Raw genomic sequence first — 21,309 nt, forward strand, 5'->3', positions numbered from 1 at the left:
TGAAATCCAACTAAAATTTCTTGAAAAAACTAAAATATCTCGTCTAGCCCCGATAGCAGCGATATCCTTTTATGGCGGGGTTCGCCATAAAAGATATAGCTAATAGCGGGACAATTGGTGTTTTGGAAATTGATTTTATGCTTCTAAAAACTAATCCTGTAAAATCATTTTTGCTTTAGGAACAATACGATCAACAAATAATTTATATGCGGTTTCCGAAGGATGTAAGCCATCTGAAGCTACTAAATTGCTGTTGCTTTGGCGTGTAATATCTGTGATTGAAATAAAATTGACTCCGCTGCTTATACACGTATTCTCTGCAAAGGTATTGTATTGGTCGATTTCGTTCGAAATTTCTGCACGTTTTGAGCTACTGTAACCCGAAGCAAATGGGGTATAAGCATAATCAGGAATCGAGACTACGATTACGTTTTTCTTATCACCTTTTGCCAGTTGTATGGCTTTGTTGAGTAATTGCGGAAATTCTTTTTGATAGACAGAAAAGTCAATGTGCTGATATTGATTGTTTACACCAATTAAAAGTGTAACCAAATCATAAGTAGCATCAGGATTTTCGTTGTTGATAGCTGAGATTAAGTTTGAGGTGGTCCAGCCCGTTCTTGCAATGACTTTTAATGAAAAATCGGTTTGAGGGTAAATTGTTTTTAAACTTGATTTTAGCTGTTCAGGAAAACGACAAGTTTCGCAAACGCTTTGCCCAATGGTATAACTGTCGCCTAAAGCTAAATATTTTACAGAAGCTGAAATGGGAGTAGTTGGGATTTCTGTTTTTGGTGGAGTAACAGGCACGGGAGGAGTAACTGCCGTTTTTGAAGCGGAATCGTCAGAACTGCAGCTTAAAAGGAATATAGAAAGGATAACAATAACTATTTGCTTGAAATGTGATTTCATAATTTGTTTAATTAGATTCAGGAGCATTTTAAACAAATAGTTACGTTATATAACTTGTTTTGGTTTTTAAACCATCTCGGTTTTCATCACGATTTCTTCTTCGATGGCATTCCAGAGTCCGATTCGTTTTTCTAATGCAAGGATAGAAATCTCTTCCACTTCTTTCCATTTTTGAGCATCGTCTTCGCATAAATCAGAGATCATTTGCATGGCCATTGGTCCGTGTTCATCGGCATCAAGTTCGATATGTCTTTCGAAATAGTAAAGTAATTTGCTTAAATCAATATCCGGAAGGTTTTGTTGAAAGTTTTTCAGGATTGCGGTAAACATACTTGGGATTAAATCTTCTCTTCCAAAGGTAAATGCAGCGGCAATTTCATGAGGTTTTCCTTCTTCGATCACTCTAAAAGTAAAGTCCAAAAAGGCTTTTGTATCCGGATGTAATGTGCTTTGTTTGATGGCAACAAAAATGTTATGCAGCGAATTTACTTCAGATAAAAAGGTATTGATTCCTGTAGTATCTGCTCCACAATCTTCCATTGCTTCGATATACATTTCATAATGGCTTTGTCTTCTTCCGTCGATGCTTAAGTCAGTTTCTTCGGCAAGAACAATTTCGTTGATTAAGTATCTTGTTTCAGGATTTTTTGTAGCAAACCAAGGAGTTGTAGTGCAAGTAAGTTTGGCTTGTAATGCTTTTAATAATGACATAAAATCCCAAACAGCAAAAACATGGCTTTCTAAGAAACTATGTAAATCATCGATGCTTTGAATTTTATTGTATAAAGAATGTTGTAAAAGTTGATCTTTTTGAGGTTGAATGCTATTGTGGATAGTTTCAATATTCATTTTCGTAAATTTTTGACAAAGATAAAAAGCTTCCCGGTTAGAGGAAGCTTTTTTATATTGTTTTTGTATATATTTTAATAGTTGTTTACTATTTAAAAGCTGGAATTCCAGTTACATCCATTCCGGTAATCAGTAAATGTATGTCGTGAGTTCCTTCATAAGTAATCACACTTTCGAGGTTCATCATGTGTCGCATGATCGAATATTCGCCTGTAATTCCCATTCCGCCAAGCATTTGTCTGGCTTCACGGGCAATGTGAATGGCCATATCGACATTATTACGTTTTGCCATCGAGATTTGAGCCGTTGTTGCTTTTCCTTCGTTTCTTAAAACGCCTAAACGCCAGGTTAATAATTGCGCTTTTGTGATTTCGGTAATCATTTCTGCCAGTTTTTTCTGCTGTAGTTGCGTTCCTCCAATTGGTTTTCCAAACTGAATTCTTTCTTTGGCATATCTCAAAGCTGTATCGTAACAATCCATTGCAGCACCAATTGCTCCCCACGCGATTCCGTATCGTGCTGAATCTAAACAGCCAAGTGGTGCGCCCAGACCAGATTTATTAGGTAATAAGTTTTCTTTAGGAACTTTTACATTATCAAAAATCAATTCTCCGGTAGATGATGCACGAAGCGACCATTTATTATGAGTTTCAGGAGTTGTAAAACCTTCCATGCCGCGTTCTACGATCAGTCCGTGAATTCTTCCTGATTCGTCTTTTGCCCAAACTACTGCAATATCTGCAAAAGGGGCATTCGAGATCCACATTTTGGCACCGTTTAAAAGATAATGATCTCCTTTGTCTTTAAAATTGGTAATCATACTTCCGGGATCAGAACCATGATCAGGTTCAGTCAAACCAAAACAACCCATGAATTCTCCTGTTGCCAGTTTTGGTAAATATTTCATACGCTGTTCTTCGTTTCCGTATTTCCAAATAGGATACATTACTAATGAAGACTGAACAGATGAGGTCGATCTTACACCAGAATCCCCACGCTCGATTTCCTGCATGATTAAACCGTATGAAATTTGGTCTAATCCTGCACCGCCATATTCCACTGGAATGTAAGGTCCAAAACCACCAATTTCTCCAAGTCCTTTAATAATTTGTTTAGGAAATTCTGCTTTTTGAGCATATTCTTCTATAATAGGAGAAACTTCTCTTTTGACCCATGCACGAGCTGATTCGCGAACTAGTTTATGTTCGTCTGTTAGCAAATCGTCTAGGTTATAATAATCCGGAGCTTGAAATAAATCTGGTTTCATTTGTGATAGTTTTTACAAAAACAAATTTACGTAATAAAAATATAACAAAACAATGTTAAATTGTTATATTTTTACAATACATAAAGAAGAAAATTAGTATAAACCTTAATTAATTTTAGTTTATTGAAAATTTATGCGCTATTTTTGAGATTCCAAAAAACAAATTTAATGAGGCTGATCATCTCTTTTTTACTTTTTTTTGTTCTGAATACGGCAGTTTCTCAACAGAAAAAGGCTTTAACAGAACAAGAGTACTTATTATTGCAAGATAAAATTAGGCTAACTGCAAATGCCAATGTAGATAGCGCGATTGTATTTGCTAATCAAATGATAAAATCCAACAATAATAAACATTTGGCTTTTGCAAATGGAGCATTATCTTACTTAGTTCAGTTAAAAGGAAATTCAGCTCAATCTAAACAAAAATACAAGCTTGCATTAAATTACTATGATAAAATGCCTGATGGGCGGGATAAAAAGCAACTTAGGTCGATTTTATATAACTATGAAGGTTTATCAGAGTGGAAAAGAGGAAATTTTAGCGGAGCAATAGAAAGTTATCAGCAGGGTATTAAGCTGTCTATAGAAATTGGAGATATTATTCAAATTGTAAAATTTAAAAATAATATTGCCTCTATAAATGTAGCTGTTGGTAATTATCGTTTAGCTATAAAAGACTTAAGACAGCTTAATGATTTTGTCGATAAAAATGAAAGAGTATATACCAAAGAGCAATATTTAAATAATAAAAGCAATATCAATATTAGTCTGGCCGGTTCATATGAAGTTTATTATATGAAAGATGCCAAGAAAAAGATTTTGTTGGATTCTGCCGAATACTTTTATAAAAAGACCGTTAGTTATTCTCAAAATTTCCCTGATAATAAAATTGTAGCCAAATTAAGTTTAGGTAATATATATAGTTGGCAAAAAGATTATGACAATGCTGAAAAAACCTACTATGACATTGTTTTTTTGGCGCATCAAAATAATATGCCAGAGATATTATGTACCGCAAATTATAATTTAGGAGACCTTTATTACACAACAAAAAAATACGATAAGGCTTTAGTATTTTTTAAAAAATCAGATTCGATAGCGGCAAATACCAAAACGAATCAGGTAGATTATCTGAAATCAAATTATTATCAGGCAAAAATTTATAACATTCTTAAAGAACCTGAGCTCGCGTACAAACATTCGAAAATTTACCTGGATAATTACGAAAAGTCAGAGTCAAAATTAAATGACGAAATTCTGGAAGTAAATTATAAACTGGGTGTGGGAGATTTGACTAATGAAATGGTAACCATTCAGGAAAAATATAAATACGATGTTTTTATCAATAAAGCATTGAAAGTTTTTTATGTCATTTTGTTTGTCACTATTGTTTTTTTATTGATTAAAAACATAAGGGATAAAAACAAAGCTCATAAAAAGATGAATGACTTAATTGAGGAATTTAAAGCTAATTTAGAGAAGAAAGCAAATTATCCTGAACAAGAAGAAGAAGTCGTTTTTGAGCAGGAAGAAATTTTACTCAAGAAAGAAAATGCCAATTTGAGTATCGATGAAGCGAAAGAAAATAAAATAGTAGAAAAATTGCTCGCTCTCGAAAGTAAACATGAATACCTAAATGCCGATTTTACCCTGCCGTATGTTGCAAAGAAAATAAAGACAAATACAACCTATTTGTCTTATGTGGTAAATAAACGTTTTGGTAAATCTTTTGGAGAATATTCGAACGAACTTAAGATTAATTATGTAATCAACGAAATGATTACCAATCATATGTATCGTAAATATTCGACTCAGGCCATTGCAGAAAGTGTTGGGTTTAAAAATGCAGTTTCATTTGCCAAATCATTTCGCAAAAGAACTGGAGTATCTCCAGCTCAGTTTGCGAATAATATTTAATAAGTCATAGATAATAATTTTGACTAATTCTATGATAGCTGCCAATTCTCTACAATCTTACTACAGTGTATTTCCTTTTCCGTCTCCTTTTGATGGGTCAATATATTGAGTCTGGGCTGTGTTTCCTTTTCCATCTCCTTTAGATGGATCAATAGACTCGTCGCCTCCGTGAACAGTTTTTTGTTGATTTTTAGATAATTTTTCTGTTTGAAAATCGCTTATATTTAATTTTTGAGTTTTCATAATTAGTTTCTTTATTAATTAAATTATTGATAGGAAAAATTGCAGTTGGTACAATTTTTTCTTGAACTATTTTGTTGTAATGATTTTATATTGAGGCATTTGTTGTTTTTTAACAGCTACTACATTGCTCCTTTTCCATCTCCTTTAGACGGATCAATATCGTCACCTCCAGAAACAGTTTTTTGTTGGTTTTTAGATAATTTTTCTGTTTGAAAATCGCTAATGTTTAATTTTTGAGTTGTCATAATTAGTGTGTTTATTAATTAATTATTGATATGAAAATTGCAGTTGGTATTATTTTTTTGAGCTATGTTGTTATAATGATCTTAGATGGAGATCCTGGATTTTGATATTTATTTAGTACCTACTACGGTTGCTCCTTTACCATCTCCTTTAGATGGATCAATATCATCACCTCCTGAAACTGTTCTTTGATGTTTTTTGGATAATTTTTCAGTTTCGAAATCGCTAATATTTAATTTTAGATTTGCCATTTTTTTTTATTTAAAAGTTAAATTATTTGTAAGAAGTTTCTCTTATAATTAGAGAAGCTGATTGTTAGTTTATATTGTATTTTTTAATTTTTTTTTCAGATCATTCTATAAGAAAAAACTTTAAATTTTGATCTTGAATTTTGTTGCAATATTATGTTTTAAGATATGGTTGCACCCTTCCCATCACCTTTGGACGGATCAATTTCACCGTCACCTCCGTGAACAGTTTTTTGTTGATTTTTAGATAATTTTTCTGTTTGAAAATCTGTCAATTTTAATGCTTGATTTGTCATGTCGTTGAGTATTAGGGTTTATGATTTATCAAAACTAGACAAAAAGGAAAACGCTTAGTCGAGAATCGCGTTTTGAGGGTTTTGGCGGAAACATAATTGATGTAAGTTATTGTATTTCAATAATTTGATCAATTCATTCAGACTGCTATAATTTATAAATTGTATGTAGTATAATTGATAAAATGTGTGTCTTCGACGTTTTATTACGAATAAAAACAGCAATATTTGTATTGTAATTATGATTTTAAAGATTCGAAAAAGATGTTAAAACTTGTCCAAAAATTTCTACAAATAAATAGATACTCGGAAATTAAAAATGAGTTTAAAGATTTGTTTCTTTCTCATCCAAATTATCCTAGTTTATTTGCCATAACAGATTCTCTGGATTTGCTGTCTGTAGAGAATGCTGCAGTGAGAGTTTCGAAAGAACAAATAGTTGATTTGCCATCTAATTTTTTGGCCTATTTTAAAGAGGAACTTATACTGGTAGAAAAAGCTAAAAACTTCGTTCGTATTAATACTATAAAAAAAGGAAGTTTAAAAATGCCTTACGAAAAATTCCTTTTAGATTGGAATGGAGTAATCGTTGCAATAGAACCAAATAATGTTATTGCCAGAGAAAATTTAAAAGTTGAATTCAGCTGGTTAAAATTTACTTTGCCGCTTTTGCTTTTAGTTGGGTTATCTTTTTTCTACAATAGCTATAATTTGTTTAGCGTTGTTTTTTTAGTAACATCAATTCTGGGGTTTGCAGTAAGTGTTTTTATAGTTCAGGAAAAATTAGGTTTTAAAAACGGTATTATTTCAAGATTTTGTAACCTTAGTTCAAATTCTTCTTGTAATTCTGTTATTAATAATAAAGAAGGAAATAATAAATGGATTGGTTTTTCAGATCTGCCGCTTATTTTCTTTGCTTCAAGTTTAATTGCTGTTTTAGTTCAGCCGCTTGAATCAGCAGTTTTTATTGGTTTTTTAAGCTTACTGGCCATTCCGGTAATTGTTTCCTCTATTTGGATTCAAAAGTTTGAAATACAAAAATGGTGTGTAATGTGCCTGGCAGTTTCGGCCATAATATTTGCACAAAGCGTGGTATGGTTTGCGTCAGATTTGTTTACGTTAAGTTTTAGTTTAGGGGAAATTTTTCCTTTTATATTTTCTGTAGTTCTTCTGATTCCAATTTGGTCATTTTTAAAAACAATTATAAAAAATATTCTGGGTAATGAAAACTCTCTGAAAGAGATGAAAAAGTTCAAAAGAAATTATTCGTTATTAAATTTTTTATCTAAAAAAGTACCTGATACAAATGGTTTTGAAGACTTAAGAGGATTAAATTTTGGAAACCGAAATGCTGCAGTAAAACTTGCTATTATTATAAGCCCAAGCTGCGATCATTGTCATAAAACATTTCAGGAAGCATTTGATTTAGTGTTAAGATATCCGGATAAGATATTTTTGAATGTATTATTCAATATTAACCCTGAAAATGCCGAAAACCCATATAAGCCAGTTGTCGAAAGACTTTTGGCTATCAATAGAGCAACTCCCGGTAAAACGGTTGAAGCAATATCTGATTGGCATATTAAAAAAATTGGCCTTAAAAAATGGCTTAAAAAATGGCATGTTGATTCTGTTAGCATCATGATCAATCAGGAAATACAAAAGCAATACGAATGGTGTTCTAAAAATAATTTCAATTATACACCTGTTAAAATTGTAAACGAAAAAGTTTTTCCTGGCGAATATGAGTTAAGTGAATTAAAATATTTCTTAAACGATTTTACTGAGGAATCTGTAAGTGAGGTTCTTGAAAAGAAAATAGCTTAATATTTCTAAAGTAATCTTAAGTATAACAGACAGAAGCTTCAAATGTCTATAAATGATTGAAGTAATAAACGGAAAACATTAAAACCTAAGTATCATGTTAAAAAACATTTTGAATCTAGAAGGCGCAGTAGAATTAAGCGAAAATGAACAAAAAATGATAGCTGGAGGTAATGCTCCGGTTTGCAATCCAGGTTCGTTTGCAAAAAGATGTAACGAAAATGGAACAGTACCTTATTACTGGGATTGTGTGCCTGACGGAACAAAGGCTTGCTAATTAACGATAATAAGTACTAAACAAAAACAAAAAACAGAATTATGATAAAAAATATTTTAAACCTTGAAGGCGCTCATTTTCTAACTACAAATGAGCAAAAAAGCATACAAGGAGGAACACCGGTTCAACCAGCCAATTGTTCTTGCTTTTGTTTTTCAGGAGCTAAGAAAGTAGAAGCTTATTGTAATGCCTATTGTCCTGACGGATCGCTTCCGGGAATCAACGTAGGAAGTCCGTCAACATGTACTTCTCCAATGCCTCCGCCAAAACCGGGACTTGAGTAGGTTAATAAAATAAATCTGCTTTTATTTTAAAAGAAGTTATCATCTAAAACAAAACAAAAAAACATAGTTATGATCAAAAACATTTTAAACCTTGAAGGAGCTTATTCACTAAGTGAAAATGAGCAAAAAAGTATCAATGGAGGAAGTATTCCGCCAGATGGTGAGTGTGGAGAATTTGTTGTGTTTTATGCTAGTCAGGAACAATGTTTGGCTTATCCGCGTAACTTAAGGCCAGCATATATAGGAAATAATCAATGTTCTATATTAATGGCTCCATGTTAATTGACTGAACCGTTACAATAAAATATAATTGGAGTTTCAACATCAATATTTTATAATGTTAAAGAAAATTTTGAATTTAGAAAGTGCGCAAAATATAAGCAAAAGTGAACAAAAAACAATAAAAGGAGGAATTCCTGAATGTTGGGTTCATGCAATCGAAGCTGGATGCGTTTTGATACCAGTAGGCGGAAATTGCCCTGTAAATACATCAGCAGGTATATGCGAAACTAGTCGCCTTTGTTGTTAATTTTTAACCGTTTTAAGAGAAATACAGTATAGCCTTTTTTAGAATTTAGTCATGTTTTTTTTAATTTGTAGGCGCTCGATCGTGGAACATTGAGCATATTTCCCCACATTGATGATTGGTGTTGGGAATCTTTAGGAAAATTGGTCACTGAGTTGATTTTTATTTGGTTAGGGTTAACCAGTGCCATCTCCTACAGAAATTGTATTTCTAATAAATATGGTTTTTAAATACCCTAACAGAGAAGATATCATCTTCTCTGTTTTTTTTTTCATGAATATAATAGAGTGAAATATTATGATAGTTTTTTAAGAAGACAGAGGCTTCAACTGTCTTAAAATGATTGGAGTACTAACAAATCAAAAAAACAAATTATGAAAAAATTGAAAGATTTAATCGGGGTTGAAATTTTAAGTGCTACTGAAAAGAAAAACATTAAGGGCGGAGGCCCTGGAATCGAGGCTTGTTATTGTCCTGATGGCACTTTTGCCGGTATTATACATCCGGGAGAAGGTGAAGTTTGCTCATCGGTTATTGAAGAAAGTTGTTTATTAGATCATTAATTTTTTTTTAGTTTTAAATAAAAAGGAACCGCCTCATGATTTTATTTTGGCGGTTTCTTTTATAAAGATCGTAACGGTGCTTTGAATGATAAAGAATGATCGGATAAATTGTTTTAGAGATTAAATAGAAATCGGATGCGTTAAATGTAATCAGTTTAAAATTAAGTATTTAAATTGTTTGCAAAAAGGGAGAATAATTAATTTAATAGTAAATATCATATTTTTGTTAAATAAAGAAATTTAATCTTAAATTGCTCTGAAATAAATGAATATAAGTTGAAAAAATTCACCAATTATAAGCAGGCTGATTATAAGGATTGTGGGCCAACATGTTTAAAGATAGTAGCTAAACATTACGGAAAAACAATCAACATTCAGGAGTTGAGAGACATTAGCGAAACAACTCGTGAAGGTAGTAATTTGCTTTTTTTAAGCGATGCCGCAGAGAAAATTGGTTTTAGAACATTAGGTGTAAAATTAAATCTGGAAAGATTACAAGAGGCACCATTGCCTTGTATTTTGCATTGGAATAAAAACCATTATGTGGTACTTTATAAAATCAAAAGAGGAACGTATTATATCTCGGATCCCGCTTTTGGTTTAATCGAATATAATAAACAGGATTTTATTAAATTCTGGATAGGCAACAATGCAGACGAATTTACTCAGGAAGGAGTCGCATTATTGATGGAAGCCGCTCCAAAGTTTTTTCAGTCTGAATTTGATAAGGAAGAAAATAAAGGTTTAGGTTTTGCATTATTGTCGCAATACGTTTTGCGGTACAAATCGTTTTTAATACAACTTAGTATAGGGTTGTTGGCCAGCAGTTTGCTGCAATTGATTTTTCCGTTTTTAACCCAAAGTATTGTCGATGTAGGGATACAAAATCAAAACATCCATTTTATTTATTTAATCCTTTTTGCACAATTATTTCTTTTTGCAGGAAAGACAGGTTTAGAACTCATCCGGAGTTGGATATTATTGCATCTTTCTACCCGAATCAATATTTCGCTTATTTCAGATTTCTTTATTAAATTAATGAATCTGCCCATTTCGTTCTTTGATGTGCGAATGACCGGAGATATTATGCAGCGTATTAATGATCACCGCAGAATCGAAAAAATTCTGACCACTTCATCATTGAATGTTTTGTTCTCTGTAATTAATATGTTCGTGCTGGGAGGAGTATTGGCTTATTTTAATCTTCAGATATTCTTTGTGTTTTTTGTTGGAAGCATTCTTTACTTTGGATGGATTACTTTATTCTTAAAACGAAGAGAAGTTCTCGATTACAAGCGTTTTGCAGAGGTCTCAAACGAGCAAAACAAAGTGATGGAACTTATTAACGGAATGCAGGAAATTAAACTGCATAATGCCGAAAAACAAAAACGCTGGGGTTGGGAGTATATTCAGGCCAGACTTTTCAGGGTTTCGATAAAAGGATTGGTTTTAGAACAAACACAAACTATTGGTTCGTCTGTAATCAATGAGCTAAAAAATATCTTCATCATATTTCTTTCTGCTAAATTAGTAATTGATGGTTCTATAACGTTGGGGATGATGCTGGCGATAAGTTCGATCGTAGGAAGTTTAAACGGACCAATAACACAGCTTATAGAATTTGTGAGAGAACTTCAGGATGCTAAAATCTCATTGGCCAGATTGTCTGAAATTCACGAGAAAGAAGATGAAACACAACAAGAAGTTCATCAAACAAGCGATGTTCCGTTTGATTCTGATATTGAGATTAAGAATCTCTCTTATCGTTATCTGGGATCAGATATTCCCGTTTTAGATGATTTAACACTAAAGATTCCTGCCAATAAAGTAACGGCAATAGTAGGCGTTAGCGGAAGCGGAAAAACTACTTTAATGAAACTGCTTCTGAAATTTTATGAACCTGAAAAAGGAGAAATTACGATAGGCAATACACAGTTTAAAAATATTTCGCAAAAAGCATGGCGATCCAATATTGGCGCAGTGATGCAGGAAGGTTTTATTTTTAGTGATACTATCGCTAATAATATTGCTTTTGGTGTCGATAAAGTCGATAAAGAGCGCTTGGTTTATGCAGCAGATGTCGCCAATATAAAAGAATATATCAGCGGTTTGCCACTTGGTTATAATACTAAAATTGGCGCCGAAGGAACCGGAATGAGTACAGGACAAAAACAGCGTATGCAAATAGCAAGAGCAGTTTATAAAAATCCTGAGATATTATTTTTTGATGAAGCAACATCGGCATTAGATGCCAATAATGAGAAAGAAATTATGCGCAAACTGGATATTTTCTTTAAAGACAAAACGGTTGTGGTTATTGCACACCGATTGAGTACAGTGATGAATGCTGATCAAATCGTGGTTCTGGATAAAGGAAAAATTATAGAGATTGGCAATCATTCTGCTTTGGTAGAACAAAAAGGAAATTATTTTGAACTGGTTAAAAATCAATTACAATTAGGAAATTAATCATGGCAGAAGATACTACATTCGAATTAAGAAGTGAGGAAGTTCAGGACATCCTTACCAGAGTACCCCACTGGATGATACGCTGGGGAACTGTTTTGATATTTGTAATTATTTTTATGTTGTTTTTTGTATCCTGGTTTATCAAATATCCGGATGTTGTAAATACCGAAATTGTCATTACAACCAATATTCCGCCAGAGAAGATAGTTTCGAAATCTTCCGGGCGTATCGAGGCTATTTTGGTAAAAAACAAATCGGTAGTTTCAAGAAATAGTACACTCGCAATTATCGAAAACACAGCCAATTACAACGATGTTTTTTTATTGAAAAAAATCGTTGATGAATATAATGTCAACAACCCACAAAAAGCTTTTCCTTTTGCTTTGCTAAAAAATGCACAATTAGGAGAGATCGAAAGTGCTTTTGCTGTTTTTCAGAAAGATTATCAGGCAGAAGAATTAAATAAAGATTTACAGCCTTTTCAGGTCGAAAACAGAGCGCAGGTTTCAGAGAAAGTGCAAATCAAGGAAAGATTAGAAATTCTGCAGCAGCAAAAGGTCATTAACGAAAGTGAATTACAGCTTCAGAAAAATGAAATAGCACGTTTTGAAACTTTATTCAATAAAGGCATTATTTCAGCTCAGGAAATGGAGGCTAAAAAGTTAGGTTATCTTCAGGCACAGAAGAATTATAAAGGGCTTTTAACGTCTATTTCGCAGTTGAAGTCCTCTTTGATTGATAATTCAAAATTAAGTCAGAATTCGCAAATAAGCGGCACTAAGGAAGAAGTTACCCTTGGCAGAAACATGGCGCAATCCTTTTATCAGCTTAAAAAAGTAATAAAAGATTGGGAATTGGCTTATGCCTTAAAATCTTCAGTAAGCGGAGTGGTTACATTTTTGCAGGTTTGGACAGAAAACCAAACCATAAATGTTGGTGATAATGTGTTTTCGATTATACCGGACACAAAAAATGGTTTTGTCGGGAAGGTTAAAGCACCGGCTTTAAATTCCGGAAAGATAAAAGTAGGGCAAACGGTAAATATTCGATTAGCGAATTTTCCGGACAGAGAATTTGGTGTGCTAAAAGGAAAAATCCAGAATATTTCATTGGTTCCGGATAAAGACGGAAATTTATTATTAGATGTCGCGCTGCCAAACGGATTGCAGACTTCTTATAAAAAGCAAATTGTTTTTCAGCAGGAAATGAAAGGAAGTGCTGAAATTGTAACCGAAGATCTGCGACTAATCGAGAGAATTTTATATCAGTTTAAGAGTATTTTCGAACAGGTTTAGAACTTTAAATAAAATTCTTTAGTCAATTCAATATATTCCGGAGTATAAACATGTCGGTCGATTTCGATTGTTAATTCGTCGATTTCGATTTCGGCAGTTTCATTTCGGCTAAAAGCCAATAGACTTCTTTTAATTGCAGCTGTTGGAGTTCCTTTTACGCGGGTAATTTTTATTGGATATAATTCTGATTCTTTCGCTAAAGCGATAAATTTTGCTTCTTCTTTAAAAGGAAGAATTATAGCAAATATTCCCTTTTCAGATAAAAGCAAATCAGCAGCTTCCACCAGTTCTTCAAAAGGCATGGCGTCCTGAAAGCGTGCTAAATCGCGTTGTTCATTTTCGGTTTTATAATCTTCAGCATAAAAAGGAGGATTTGAAACAATCAGATCATATTCGTCTTCCGGTTCCTCGATAAATTCATCCAAACCTGCATGAAAACAAAATAAACGATCACCCCAAGGAGAATTTTCAAAATTATCAACCGCTTGTTCGTAAGCATCTTCATCAATTTCTAAGGCATCAATTTGTTCGGCATGAGTTCGCTGAGCAAGCATCAAAGCAATAATTCCGGTTCCTGCACCAATATCTAATACACTAAACGGATTATGATGAACTGGAGCCCAAGAGCCCAATAAAACGCCGTCTGTACCAACTTTCATGGCAGTTTTATCTTGTTGAATAGAGAATTGCTTGAATGTAAACATAAAAATTAAATTCCAATTTTTTTTAAATTCCAAATTCCAATCCGAAAAAGAAAATTCCAAATCTTAAATTCCAAATTCCAATTGTAAAAGGAGTAAAAACCTATATGGTTTTGAGTCGCAAAAGTAAGATTAAAATCTTAATAATTATTTTGAAGTTTTAGTGATTATTGCCGATAGAATCTTTCTTAATTCTTCGACTTCGAATAATAAAGAATCTGAAAGTGTTTTTTGATCAGGATTTAAACTTTTAAAAAATGGCTTCTTTCAAAAAAAACTACAAAAACTATAAATATATATGATAATTTGTATTCCTAAATTATTTTAACGCAGAGAGCGCAATCCCGATAGCTATAGGGATTCGCAGAGTTAACTAAGATTTAAGTTGTGTTTACACAATCTAAGTCCGCAAAGCTTTGTGAACTTTGTGTATTTACTAAACTTAGTATATTTAAAAAACTTTGTGTTCTCTGTGGTATTTTTTTGCAGATTTCTATAATGACCCGATTTTTATCGAAGCTAATTAGAATTTAAAAAATTTAGAATTTCTTAATTAAAGATACATCTCCACCAATCCTTCAGGCAAGTTCATGATAACTTTTTTATTCTCACGATCAATTTTTACAAGGAAATGATCGATCATCGGAATCAGCATTTCTACTTCGCTATTTAAAACTTCAAAAAGAGGTTGTGCGGTAGAATCGTTTACGGCAACAATTTTTCCAAAAACGCCTAAACGCTGATCTTCAATTTCGAAACCAATAACTTCGTGGAAATAAAATTTGTTACCGGAAAGTTTTGGCAACATATTCAAAGGAAGATAAATGGCATTACCCATAATGGCATCTGCATCTTCTTCGGTATTCATATCTTCAAAACGAATTCTAAGAAAGTCGTTTTTGTGCAATGAACTTTTTTCAATAAAAAAAGGAACCAGGTGTTTATTGCATTCAATAAACACTGATTCCAGATTTTCGTATAACTCAGGTTCGTCCGTGTCTAAATAAGCCAGAACTTCACCTTTGAAACTAAATTTTTTAGCGATTTTACCTAAATAAAAACAATCTTCTTTACGCATTCTCGCTAAATATAATTATGCTTCAGTTGTTTCGTTATTTTCTTCAGCAGCAGGAGCTTCTTCAGTAGATTCTTCTACTTCAGCAACTTCTTCTTCAACTGCAGGAGTTGCAGCAGCGATAGCATCAGCTTCAGCCTGAGCTGCAGCAGCTAAACGTTTAGCGTTAACTTCTTGTTCTGCTTTTAAAGATTTAGCTCTGGCATCAGCTTGCGCTTTTGTTAAACCTTCTTTTTTAGCATCAACTTTTCCAGCTTTAGCATCTAACCAAGCAGATAATTTAGCATCAGCTTGCTCTTGAGTCAAAGCACCTTTACGAATACCTCCATCAAGGTGGTGTTTCAATAAAGCACCTTTGTAAGAAAGAATTGCTCTTGCAGTATCAGTTGGTTGTGCACCATTGTGTAACCATTTTACAGCGCTATCAATGTTTAATTCGATAGTTGCAGGGTTTGTGTTAGGATTGTAAGTACCGATTTTCTCTAAGTATTTACCATCTCTTTTTGAGCGTGCATCTGCAGCTACAACCCAGTAAAAAGGTCTTTGTTTTTTACCGTGTCTTTGTAATCTAATTTTTACTGACATAATCTTATGATTAAATTTTGAGGTACTCGACCTCTGTTAATTAAGGGCGCAAAGATATAATTTTTTTATGAATTATTCGTTCCAAACTTTATTAAATATATTTGATGCCGATTTTTGCTGTTTTTTAAGCTGTTTCAGGGTTTAAATTTTTATTTTTTGGCTCAAATAAGGTACTTTTGCCTCAAATTCATGACTTTATGAAAAAATATATCTACTTGTTTATTAGTGTTTTTGTACTTGCATCGTGTACTGAAGATGTAAAATTTAATACGCCTGCTTTTCAGGGATTAAAAGATAATGTCTTTTGGAGGTCTCAAAACTATACAGCTTATACAACAATAGACGGAGATTTATTTATCGAAGGAGGTTTGGGAGCTGAGAAAGTAAGCTTAAAACTGCCTTCTCCAATTCCTCAGACTTATATTTTGGGTGTTGATGATATAGCAACGGCTTCCTATTCGAATGTTTTTCCGAGTGAAACACCTCAGTTTACTACAGGAACAAACATGGGGAATGGCCAGGTTGTAATTACAGATTTTGATGTTAAAAACAATACTATTTCGGGAACATTTAAATTTACAGCAGTAAATGTTAGTGCGGGAGATGGAGAAAAACCTGAGATTCATTTTACAGAAGGTGTTTTTTATAAGATTCCGTATACGTCTAAGGTTAACTTCTAAAAATTAAGTTTTTCATTTGCAATTGTTTGGTTTTGTTGATTTCTATTTTTTTAAATCAAAATAAAAACATAAATAAACTAATATATAGTAGATTACAGAAAAATAAGACTACATTTGCTACATTATTATAAATAAGTACATATGAACATTTTTGTTGGAAGCCTTCCATTCAGTATTGAGGAAGCAGATTTAAGAGAGTCTTTCGAGGCTTACGGAGCAGTAGATTCAGTTAAAATTATTACTGATAAATTTACAGGAAGAAGCAAAGGTTTTGGTTTCGTAGAGATGCCAAACGATGCAGAAGCTCAAAAAGCAATTGATGAATTGAACGGAGCTACTGTTCAAGGTCGTGCAATTGTGGTTAATAAATCTGAACCGAAACCAGAAGGCGAAAGAAGAAGCTTCAACAATAACAGTCGTGGTGGAGATTCACGCGGAGGTTATGGTGGAGGAAACAGCCGTGGTGGAAATGACCGTGGTGGTAACAGAGGAGGATATTAATATTTTTTTCTAAATATATAAAAGGGATCAACGCAAGTTGATCCCTTTTTTTATGTAAAATTTTGTTTTGTAGAGATGCACAGCAGTGCATCTAACTCAATGCGAAGACGCACTGCTGTGCGTCTCTACATAAAACCTGAAACAAAATTAACTATAAGTTTTCTACAAGCCAATCTCCAACTTCGCTGGTTTTGTATGCTTTTGATCCTTTTGTTGCTAAATCTTCTGTAACAATTCCTTGTTCTAATGATTTGTTTACAACGGCTCTGATGGCTTCTGCTTCATCTTTTAATCCAAAAGCATCTTCGAACATCATGGCCGCAGATAAAATAGTTGCCAACGGATTAGCAATATTTAATCCTGTAGCCTGAGGGTAAGATCCGTGGATTGGTTCGTATAATGAAGTATGTTCTCCAACAGAAGCAGAAGGCATTAATCCCATAGATCCAGAAATTACAGAAGCTTCATCTGTTAAGATATCTCCAAATAAATTCTCTGTAATCAAAACGTCATAAGAATTTGGCCATTGTACCAAACGCATTGCCACTGCATCAACAAATTCGTAAGAAACAGTAACTTCCGGATACTCTTTTTCCATTGCCTGAACGGTTTCTCTCCATAAACGTGAAGTTTCCAAAACGTTTGCTTTATCAACGCAACATAATTTTTTGCTACGTGTCATGGCAAGTTCAAAACCTTTTTTAGCCAAACGCTGAACTTCGACTCTTGTGTAAACACAATTGTCAAAAGCAGTTTCTCCGTCGTCTCTTCTACCTTTTTCTCCAAAATAGATTCCTCCGGTTAATTCTCTTAAGAAAACCAAGTCAGTTCCTTCTATTCTTTCTCTTTTTAAAGGAGAATTATCAATCAAAGAAGGGAAAGTAAAAGTAGGGCGTACGTTAGCAAACAAACCTAATTTTTTACGCATCAATAATAATCCCTGCTCAGGGCGAACAGGTGCGCTTGGATCGTTATCATATTTTGGGTGGCCAATTGCTCCAAACAAAACAGCATCAGCTTTCATACACACTTCATGTGTTTCGTCAGGATAAGGAACTCCAACAGCATCAATTGCAGCTGCTCCGGTAAGAGCTGGTGTCCATGTTATTTCGTGATTGAATTTTTTTGCAATAGCATCAGATACTTTTACAGCTTCATTAATTACTTCTGGTCCGATTCCGTCACCGGCTAAAAGGGCTATGTTAAATTTCATTTTTTTTAAGGTTCTAAGGTTCTGAGTTACTAAGGTTCTAAGTTTTTTCTTAGTAAGCAGAATTTTAATTTATAATTTTTTTTAAGGTTCTAAGGTTCTAAGGTTCTGAGTTGCTAAGTTTCTAAGTTTTTTTCTTTATAATCTTAGTAACTTGATGATAAATTACTTTTTTTAAGGTTCTGATTCGTTAAGATTCTAAGTTCAAAGAAAAAATCTCAGATCCTTAGAATCTTAGCAACTTAGAACCTTACGGAATCACATTCAACATCTTTTGCGTTGCAATAATTGCTGCAACTGTTTGATCTGAATCTAATCCTCGTGTTTTAAATTCTTTTCCGTTGTTTGTCCAGGTGATGATCGTTTCGCACAAAGCGTCAGAACTACTTCCTGGCGGGATTCTCACGGCGTAGTCAATCAATTTTGGAAGCGTTAGTTTTTTGCTTTTGTAAATTTTGGATAAAGCATTCATAAAAGCATCAAACTGACCGTCTCCTTGCGCATGTTCTTCGATGATTTCCCCATTAAGATTTAAGCTTAATGTTGATGATGGGCGCGTTCCTTTTGAATGCATTAATACGTAAGACTGTATAGTAATTTTATCTTCATAAGTATGGCTGTCCAAAACATCTGAAATAATGTACGGAAGATCTTCCTTGGTAACCGTTTCTTTTTTATCACCCAATTCGATGATTCTTTGGGTAACCAATTTCAAATCTTCCTGATTTAATTTTAAACCTAATTCCTGAAGATTTTTTTCGATATTGGCTTTTCCCGAAGTTTTTCCAAGCGCATATTTTCTTTTTCTTCCAAAGCGTTCCGGAAGCAAATCATTAAAATATAAATTGTTTTTATTGTCACCGTCAGCGTGAATTCCGGCAGTTTGAGTGAAAACATTATCACCAACAATTGGTTTGTTAGCAGGGATTCTGTATCCTGTAAAAGTTTCTACCAGTTTGCTTACCGTATAAAGAGAAGTCTCCTTGATGTTGATACTAACTTCTGGCAGATAATCATTTATAACAGCAACTGTACTTTCAAGTGGTGCGTTTCCGGCGCGTTCACCCATTCCGTTTACGGTAACGTGAAGCCCGTTTATGCCGGCTTTTACAGCTTCCATAACATTAGCAATACTTAAATCGTAATCGTTATGCGCGTGAAAATCAAAATGAATTTGTGGATATTTTGCTCTAATTTTCGAGATAAATTCAAAAGTCAAAGACGGAATTAATACGCCTAAAGTATCAGGAAGTAAAATTCTTTTAACGGGTTGAGTAGATAAAAAGTCAAGGAACTGAAAAACGTATTCTGGTGAATTTCTCATTCCGTTGCTCCAGTCTTCCAGATAAACGTTTGTGTCGATATTATTTTCTTTTGCTAAAGCGATTATCTCGGCAATTTCTGAAAAGTGCTGTTCAGGTGTTTTTTTTAATTGATGTGTCAGGTGATTCATTGAACCTTTGGTCAATAAATTCTGCACTTTGGCACCAGCTTTTTTCATCCATTCGATCGAAACGCCTCCGTCTACAAACGAAAGTACTTCAATACGATTCGTATATCCTTTTTCGGCTGCCCAGGATGTGATGCCTTTTACGGCTTGAAATTCTCCTTCGCTGACACGAGCCGAAGCAATTTCGATTCTATCAATATTTAATTCCTCCAACAACAATTGTGCAATGGTTAGTTTTTCTGCAGCAGAAAATGATACTCCCGAGGTTTGTTCACCATCACGAAGCGTCGTATCCATTATTTCAATTTTTCTTTTTTCCATATTGATTTTCTATATTTCTTTAAAAAGTGAATTATAGTTATTGTTATATTTTTCCTCTTACTTCGTTTAGCTTCATGGTCATCGAAATTGCTGAATTTTCGATCCAGTTATTGTATTCTTCAATTGCCTTCAATCGTAATTCATCTTCTAAATAACCTTCTTCGACCATTTGTCTGGATCCGGCAACTTTGGACCAAATCCCAACTTTCGATTTAAAATCAACATCTTCCTGAAGGTAAACTTCATCTGAATTTATTTTCTCAATCGAATGAAAACCTGCTTCTTTTAATAAAAGAGGTAAATCTTCTCCTATTTTATTGTTCATTCCGGCATCTGCCCGCCATTTCAAAAAAGTTTTATAAAACTCCTGCATGCTTTCCGGCGGCAACGGATTCCAGATTAAATTGGTGTGATCATAATCCAGAATTGATATTTGACCGTTTGGCTTCAATAATGATTTCATTTTTATTAAAGCTTCTTTTGGGTTGCTTAACCATTGCAATGTTCTGGCGGAAACAATTAAGTCGAATTTTATATCCGGGTTGTAATCAAATAAATCAACAGCAATTAATTCTAAATTAGCAATTGATTGATAAGATTCCTGACCGCTTTTTATAAAGTTTTCTGTATTGTCAATGGCAATAACTTTTCCGTTTGGGCCAATATTATTTGCAATGTCTCTTGAAATTGAACCTGTTCCGCAGCCAATATCTAAAACAGTCATTCCTGGTTGTAAAATCTGAGTCAGATTTCTATAATTTTTGGCTAAACTTCTATCGTTGAATATTTTCGTTGCATTTTCGTCTCTTTCAATATGTTTATTGCCTTTCATTTACAATAGGGGTATTTAAAACTTATTTTTTTGTCGGATTATTTGCTTAAATATTTTCGGTCGATTTCATTTAGAAAGACCCGACAAGCTTTGAAACCTGTCGGGTCTAATAGACTGAATGAGATTTCTTTTTAGTAAGGAAGTTTATCGGCGAAAGCCACAATATCTTCTTTAATATTTTGTAGATAATCAATGTCATCAAAGCCATTAATCATATTGTTCTTTTTGTAGCCATTAATCGCAAAAGATTCTGACTGACCCGTTGCTAATAAAGTAATGGTTTGGTTTGGCAGGTTGATTTCTAATTGAGTATTAGGATCAGCTTCAATTGCTTTGAAGATAGTATCAGCAAATTCAGGGCTAACCTGAACTGGTAAAACACCAATATTTAAACAGTTTCCTTTGAAGATATCAGCAAAGAAACTTGAAACTACAGCTCTAAAACCGTAATCGTAAACTGCCCAGGCAGCGTGTTCTCTTGAAGATCCTGAACCGAAGTTTTTTCCTCCAACCAGGATTTTTCCGCTATAAGTTGAATCGTTCAAAACGAAATCAGCTTTTGGAGAATCGTCTCCGTTATATCTCCAGTCTCTAAAAAGATTGTCTCCAAAACCTTCACGTTTTGTAGCTTTCAGGAAACGAGCCGGAATAATTTGATCTGTATCTACGTTCTCAATTGGCAGCGGCACTGCACTGCTGGTAAGTATATTAAATTTATCGTATGCCATTTTTTCTTTTGCTTTA

At 33.6% G+C, this 21,309-nt stretch carries 24 protein-coding genes; 10 read left to right on the forward strand and 14 right to left on the reverse strand.

Going from position 1 to position 21,309, the window contains the following annotated elements; all coding sequences use genetic code 11:
* Window positions 1-150: 150 nt before the first annotated feature.
* The 3 genes from ACIDC4_RS11845 to ACIDC4_RS11855 form a co-directional block, all read right to left on the reverse strand.
* Entirely contained in the window at window positions 151-912 is a 762-nt protein-coding gene (locus ACIDC4_RS11845) for an SGNH/GDSL hydrolase family protein (RefSeq protein WP_412045184.1), read from the reverse strand.
* Between the two features lie 66 nt (window positions 913-978).
* Window positions 979-1,761, reverse strand: a complete 783-nt coding sequence (locus tag ACIDC4_RS11850; RefSeq protein ID WP_412045185.1) for a DUF3050 domain-containing protein — start codon at window positions 1,759-1,761, stop codon at window positions 979-981.
* Between the two features lie 88 nt (window positions 1,762-1,849).
* Window positions 1,850-3,028 carry an acyl-CoA dehydrogenase family protein gene (locus ACIDC4_RS11855; protein WP_065451550.1) on the reverse strand — a complete coding sequence of 393 codons (1,179 nt, stop codon included), beginning with the start codon at window positions 3,026-3,028 and terminating at the stop codon, window positions 1,850-1,852.
* A 168-nt stretch (window positions 3,029-3,196) separates the two neighbouring features.
* On the opposite strand from ACIDC4_RS11855, the gene ACIDC4_RS11860 reads away from it, so the two are divergent.
* Window positions 3,197-4,945 carry a helix-turn-helix domain-containing protein gene (locus tag ACIDC4_RS11860; protein WP_412045186.1) on the forward strand — a complete coding sequence of 583 codons (1,749 nt, stop codon included), beginning with the start codon at window positions 3,197-3,199 and terminating at the stop codon, window positions 4,943-4,945.
* A gap of 60 nt (window positions 4,946-5,005) precedes the next feature.
* Here ACIDC4_RS11860 and ACIDC4_RS11865 read toward each other — a convergent pair whose 3' ends face one another.
* The 4 genes from ACIDC4_RS11865 to ACIDC4_RS11880 all read right to left on the reverse strand — a co-directional run bounded on the left by ACIDC4_RS11865 (window position 5,006) and on the right by ACIDC4_RS11880 (window position 5,975).
* Window positions 5,006-5,188, reverse strand: a complete 183-nt coding sequence (locus ACIDC4_RS11865; RefSeq protein ID WP_412045187.1) for a hypothetical protein — start codon at window positions 5,186-5,188, stop codon at window positions 5,006-5,008.
* A gap of 119 nt (window positions 5,189-5,307) precedes the next feature.
* On the reverse strand, window positions 5,308-5,433 hold the full coding sequence (locus tag ACIDC4_RS11870) for an rSAM-modified peptide (RefSeq protein ID WP_412045188.1): 126 nt from the start codon (window positions 5,431-5,433) through the stop codon (window positions 5,308-5,310).
* Between the two features lie 108 nt (window positions 5,434-5,541).
* On the reverse strand, window positions 5,542-5,682 hold the full coding sequence (locus tag ACIDC4_RS11875; RefSeq protein WP_412045189.1) for an rSAM-modified peptide: 141 nt from the start codon (window positions 5,680-5,682) through the stop codon (window positions 5,542-5,544).
* Between the two features lie 158 nt (window positions 5,683-5,840).
* The gene (locus ACIDC4_RS11880) at window positions 5,841-5,975 is read right to left on the reverse strand and encodes an rSAM-modified peptide (RefSeq protein WP_412045190.1); all 135 of its coding nucleotides are present in this window, start codon (window positions 5,973-5,975) and stop codon (window positions 5,841-5,843) included.
* Window positions 5,976-6,236: 261 nt separating this feature from the next.
* On the opposite strand from ACIDC4_RS11880, the gene ACIDC4_RS11885 reads away from it, so the two are divergent.
* The 7 genes from ACIDC4_RS11885 to ACIDC4_RS11915 all read left to right on the forward strand — a co-directional run bounded on the left by ACIDC4_RS11885 (window position 6,237) and on the right by ACIDC4_RS11915 (window position 13,210).
* Entirely contained in the window at window positions 6,237-7,799 is a 1,563-nt protein-coding gene (locus ACIDC4_RS11885; protein WP_412045191.1) for a vitamin K epoxide reductase family protein, read from the forward strand.
* Between the two features lie 94 nt (window positions 7,800-7,893).
* Window positions 7,894-8,073 carry a hypothetical protein gene (locus ACIDC4_RS11890; protein WP_412045192.1) on the forward strand — a complete coding sequence of 60 codons (180 nt, stop codon included), beginning with the start codon at window positions 7,894-7,896 and terminating at the stop codon, window positions 8,071-8,073.
* Between the two features lie 41 nt (window positions 8,074-8,114).
* Entirely contained in the window at window positions 8,115-8,357 is a 243-nt protein-coding gene (locus ACIDC4_RS11895; protein ID WP_412045193.1) for a hypothetical protein, read from the forward strand.
* A 69-nt stretch (window positions 8,358-8,426) separates the two neighbouring features.
* Window positions 8,427-8,639, forward strand: coding sequence for a hypothetical protein (locus ACIDC4_RS11900; RefSeq protein WP_412045194.1), 213 nt, complete (start codon window positions 8,427-8,429; stop codon window positions 8,637-8,639).
* Between the two features lie 618 nt (window positions 8,640-9,257).
* Complete coding sequence (locus tag ACIDC4_RS11905; protein ID WP_412045195.1) at window positions 9,258-9,446, forward strand: hypothetical protein; 189 nt, start codon at window positions 9,258-9,260, stop codon at window positions 9,444-9,446.
* Between the two features lie 276 nt (window positions 9,447-9,722).
* Window positions 9,723-11,915 (forward strand): peptidase domain-containing ABC transporter, encoded by a 2,193-nt coding sequence (locus ACIDC4_RS11910; protein ID WP_412045196.1) that lies wholly within the window; start codon window positions 9,723-9,725, stop codon window positions 11,913-11,915.
* 2 nt (window positions 11,916-11,917) lie between these two features.
* Entirely contained in the window at window positions 11,918-13,210 is a 1,293-nt protein-coding gene (locus ACIDC4_RS11915) for an HlyD family secretion protein (protein ID WP_412045197.1), read from the forward strand.
* On the opposite strand, the gene ACIDC4_RS11920 is transcribed toward ACIDC4_RS11915, so the two are convergent.
* The 3 genes from ACIDC4_RS11920 to ACIDC4_RS11930 form a co-directional block, all read right to left on the reverse strand.
* Window positions 13,207-13,914, reverse strand: a complete 708-nt coding sequence (locus ACIDC4_RS11920; protein ID WP_412045198.1) for a tRNA1(Val) (adenine(37)-N6)-methyltransferase — start codon at window positions 13,912-13,914, stop codon at window positions 13,207-13,209. The genes ACIDC4_RS11915 and ACIDC4_RS11920 overlap by 4 nt on opposite strands.
* A 550-nt stretch (window positions 13,915-14,464) precedes the next feature.
* Window positions 14,465-14,989: a ribosome maturation factor RimM gene (rimM, locus tag ACIDC4_RS11925; RefSeq protein ID WP_412045199.1), complete on the reverse strand. Its 525-nt coding sequence runs from the start codon at window positions 14,987-14,989 to the stop codon at window positions 14,465-14,467.
* Window positions 14,990-15,004: 15 nt separating this feature from the next.
* Window positions 15,005-15,571 carry a 30S ribosomal protein S16 gene (locus ACIDC4_RS11930; RefSeq protein ID WP_412045200.1) on the reverse strand — a complete coding sequence of 189 codons (567 nt, stop codon included), beginning with the start codon at window positions 15,569-15,571 and terminating at the stop codon, window positions 15,005-15,007.
* A gap of 197 nt (window positions 15,572-15,768) precedes the next feature.
* Between ACIDC4_RS11930 and ACIDC4_RS11935 the strand changes: the two genes are divergently transcribed.
* Both ACIDC4_RS11935 and rbp read left to right on the forward strand, forming a co-directional pair.
* A complete protein-coding gene (locus ACIDC4_RS11935) occupies window positions 15,769-16,251 on the forward strand; it encodes a DUF6252 domain-containing protein (protein ID WP_412045201.1) in 483 nt (160 codons plus the stop codon).
* A gap of 141 nt (window positions 16,252-16,392) precedes the next feature.
* Window positions 16,393-16,752: an RNA-binding regulator gene (gene rbp / locus ACIDC4_RS11940; protein WP_026982652.1), complete on the forward strand. Its 360-nt coding sequence runs from the start codon at window positions 16,393-16,395 to the stop codon at window positions 16,750-16,752.
* A gap of 151 nt (window positions 16,753-16,903) precedes the next feature.
* On the opposite strand, the gene leuB is transcribed toward rbp, so the two are convergent.
* From leuB to leuD, 4 genes are all read right to left on the reverse strand, one after another.
* Window positions 16,904-17,965: a 3-isopropylmalate dehydrogenase gene (gene leuB / locus ACIDC4_RS11945; RefSeq protein WP_412045202.1), complete on the reverse strand. Its 1,062-nt coding sequence runs from the start codon at window positions 17,963-17,965 to the stop codon at window positions 16,904-16,906.
* A gap of 247 nt (window positions 17,966-18,212) precedes the next feature.
* Window positions 18,213-19,733 carry an alpha-isopropylmalate synthase regulatory domain-containing protein gene (locus tag ACIDC4_RS11950; protein ID WP_412045203.1) on the reverse strand — a complete coding sequence of 507 codons (1,521 nt, stop codon included), beginning with the start codon at window positions 19,731-19,733 and terminating at the stop codon, window positions 18,213-18,215.
* Window positions 19,734-19,776: 43 nt separating this feature from the next.
* Window positions 19,777-20,565, reverse strand: a complete 789-nt coding sequence (locus ACIDC4_RS11955; RefSeq protein WP_412045204.1) for a methyltransferase domain-containing protein — start codon at window positions 20,563-20,565, stop codon at window positions 19,777-19,779.
* A 131-nt stretch (window positions 20,566-20,696) separates the two neighbouring features.
* The gene (gene leuD / locus ACIDC4_RS11960; RefSeq protein ID WP_110835950.1) at window positions 20,697-21,293 is read right to left on the reverse strand and encodes a 3-isopropylmalate dehydratase small subunit; all 597 of its coding nucleotides are present in this window, start codon (window positions 21,291-21,293) and stop codon (window positions 20,697-20,699) included.
* Window positions 21,294-21,309: the final 16 nt, after the last annotated feature.

It is taken from the genome of Flavobacterium sp. C3NV (assembly GCF_046825355.2).
GTDB lineage: Bacteria > Bacteroidota > Bacteroidia > Flavobacteriales > Flavobacteriaceae > Flavobacterium.

Bases quoted from the DNA above. Each gene is read 5' to 3' on its own strand.
- ACIDC4_RS11870 (WP_412045188.1), bottom strand. From the start codon at position 5,433: ATGACAACTCAAAAATTAAACATTAGCGATTTTCAAACAGAAAAATTA.
- ACIDC4_RS11895 (WP_412045193.1), top strand. From the start codon at position 8,115: ATGATAAAAAATATTTTAAACCTTGAAGGCGCTCATTTTCTAACTACA.
- rimM (WP_412045199.1), bottom strand. From the start codon at position 14,989: ATGCGTAAAGAAGATTGTTTTTATTTAGGTAAAATCGCTAAAAAATTT.
- ACIDC4_RS11950 (WP_412045203.1), bottom strand. From the start codon at position 19,733: ATGGAAAAAAGAAAAATTGAAATAATGGATACGACGCTTCGTGATGGT.
- ACIDC4_RS11860 (WP_412045186.1), top strand. From the start codon at position 3,197: ATGAGGCTGATCATCTCTTTTTTACTTTTTTTTGTTCTGAATACGGCA.
- ACIDC4_RS11915 (WP_412045197.1), top strand. From the start codon at position 11,918: ATGGCAGAAGATACTACATTCGAATTAAGAAGTGAGGAAGTTCAGGAC.
- ACIDC4_RS11890 (WP_412045192.1), top strand. From the start codon at position 7,894: ATGTTAAAAAACATTTTGAATCTAGAAGGCGCAGTAGAATTAAGCGAA.
- ACIDC4_RS11850 (WP_412045185.1), bottom strand. From the start codon at position 1,761: ATGAATATTGAAACTATCCACAATAGCATTCAACCTCAAAAAGATCAA.
- leuB (WP_412045202.1), bottom strand. From the start codon at position 17,965: ATGAAATTTAACATAGCCCTTTTAGCCGGTGACGGAATCGGACCAGAA.
- ACIDC4_RS11920 (WP_412045198.1), bottom strand. From the start codon at position 13,914: ATGTTTACATTCAAGCAATTCTCTATTCAACAAGATAAAACTGCCATG.
- ACIDC4_RS11905 (WP_412045195.1), top strand. From the start codon at position 9,258: ATGAAAAAATTGAAAGATTTAATCGGGGTTGAAATTTTAAGTGCTACT.
- ACIDC4_RS11930 (WP_412045200.1), bottom strand. From the start codon at position 15,571: ATGTCAGTAAAAATTAGATTACAAAGACACGGTAAAAAACAAAGACCT.
- ACIDC4_RS11935 (WP_412045201.1), top strand. From the start codon at position 15,769: ATGAAAAAATATATCTACTTGTTTATTAGTGTTTTTGTACTTGCATCG.
- leuD (WP_110835950.1), bottom strand. From the start codon at position 21,293: ATGGCATACGATAAATTTAATATACTTACCAGCAGTGCAGTGCCGCTG.
- ACIDC4_RS11875 (WP_412045189.1), bottom strand. From the start codon at position 5,682: ATGGCAAATCTAAAATTAAATATTAGCGATTTCGAAACTGAAAAATTA.
- ACIDC4_RS11955 (WP_412045204.1), bottom strand. From the start codon at position 20,565: ATGAAAGGCAATAAACATATTGAAAGAGACGAAAATGCAACGAAAATA.
- ACIDC4_RS11880 (WP_412045190.1), bottom strand. From the start codon at position 5,975: ATGACAAATCAAGCATTAAAATTGACAGATTTTCAAACAGAAAAATTA.
- ACIDC4_RS11900 (WP_412045194.1), top strand. From the start codon at position 8,427: ATGATCAAAAACATTTTAAACCTTGAAGGAGCTTATTCACTAAGTGAA.
- ACIDC4_RS11865 (WP_412045187.1), bottom strand. From the start codon at position 5,188: ATGAAAACTCAAAAATTAAATATAAGCGATTTTCAAACAGAAAAATTA.
- rbp (WP_026982652.1), top strand. From the start codon at position 16,393: ATGAACATTTTTGTTGGAAGCCTTCCATTCAGTATTGAGGAAGCAGAT.
- ACIDC4_RS11845 (WP_412045184.1), bottom strand. From the start codon at position 912: ATGAAATCACATTTCAAGCAAATAGTTATTGTTATCCTTTCTATATTC.
- ACIDC4_RS11855 (WP_065451550.1), bottom strand. From the start codon at position 3,028: ATGAAACCAGATTTATTTCAAGCTCCGGATTATTATAACCTAGACGAT.
- ACIDC4_RS11885 (WP_412045191.1), top strand. From the start codon at position 6,237: ATGTTAAAACTTGTCCAAAAATTTCTACAAATAAATAGATACTCGGAA.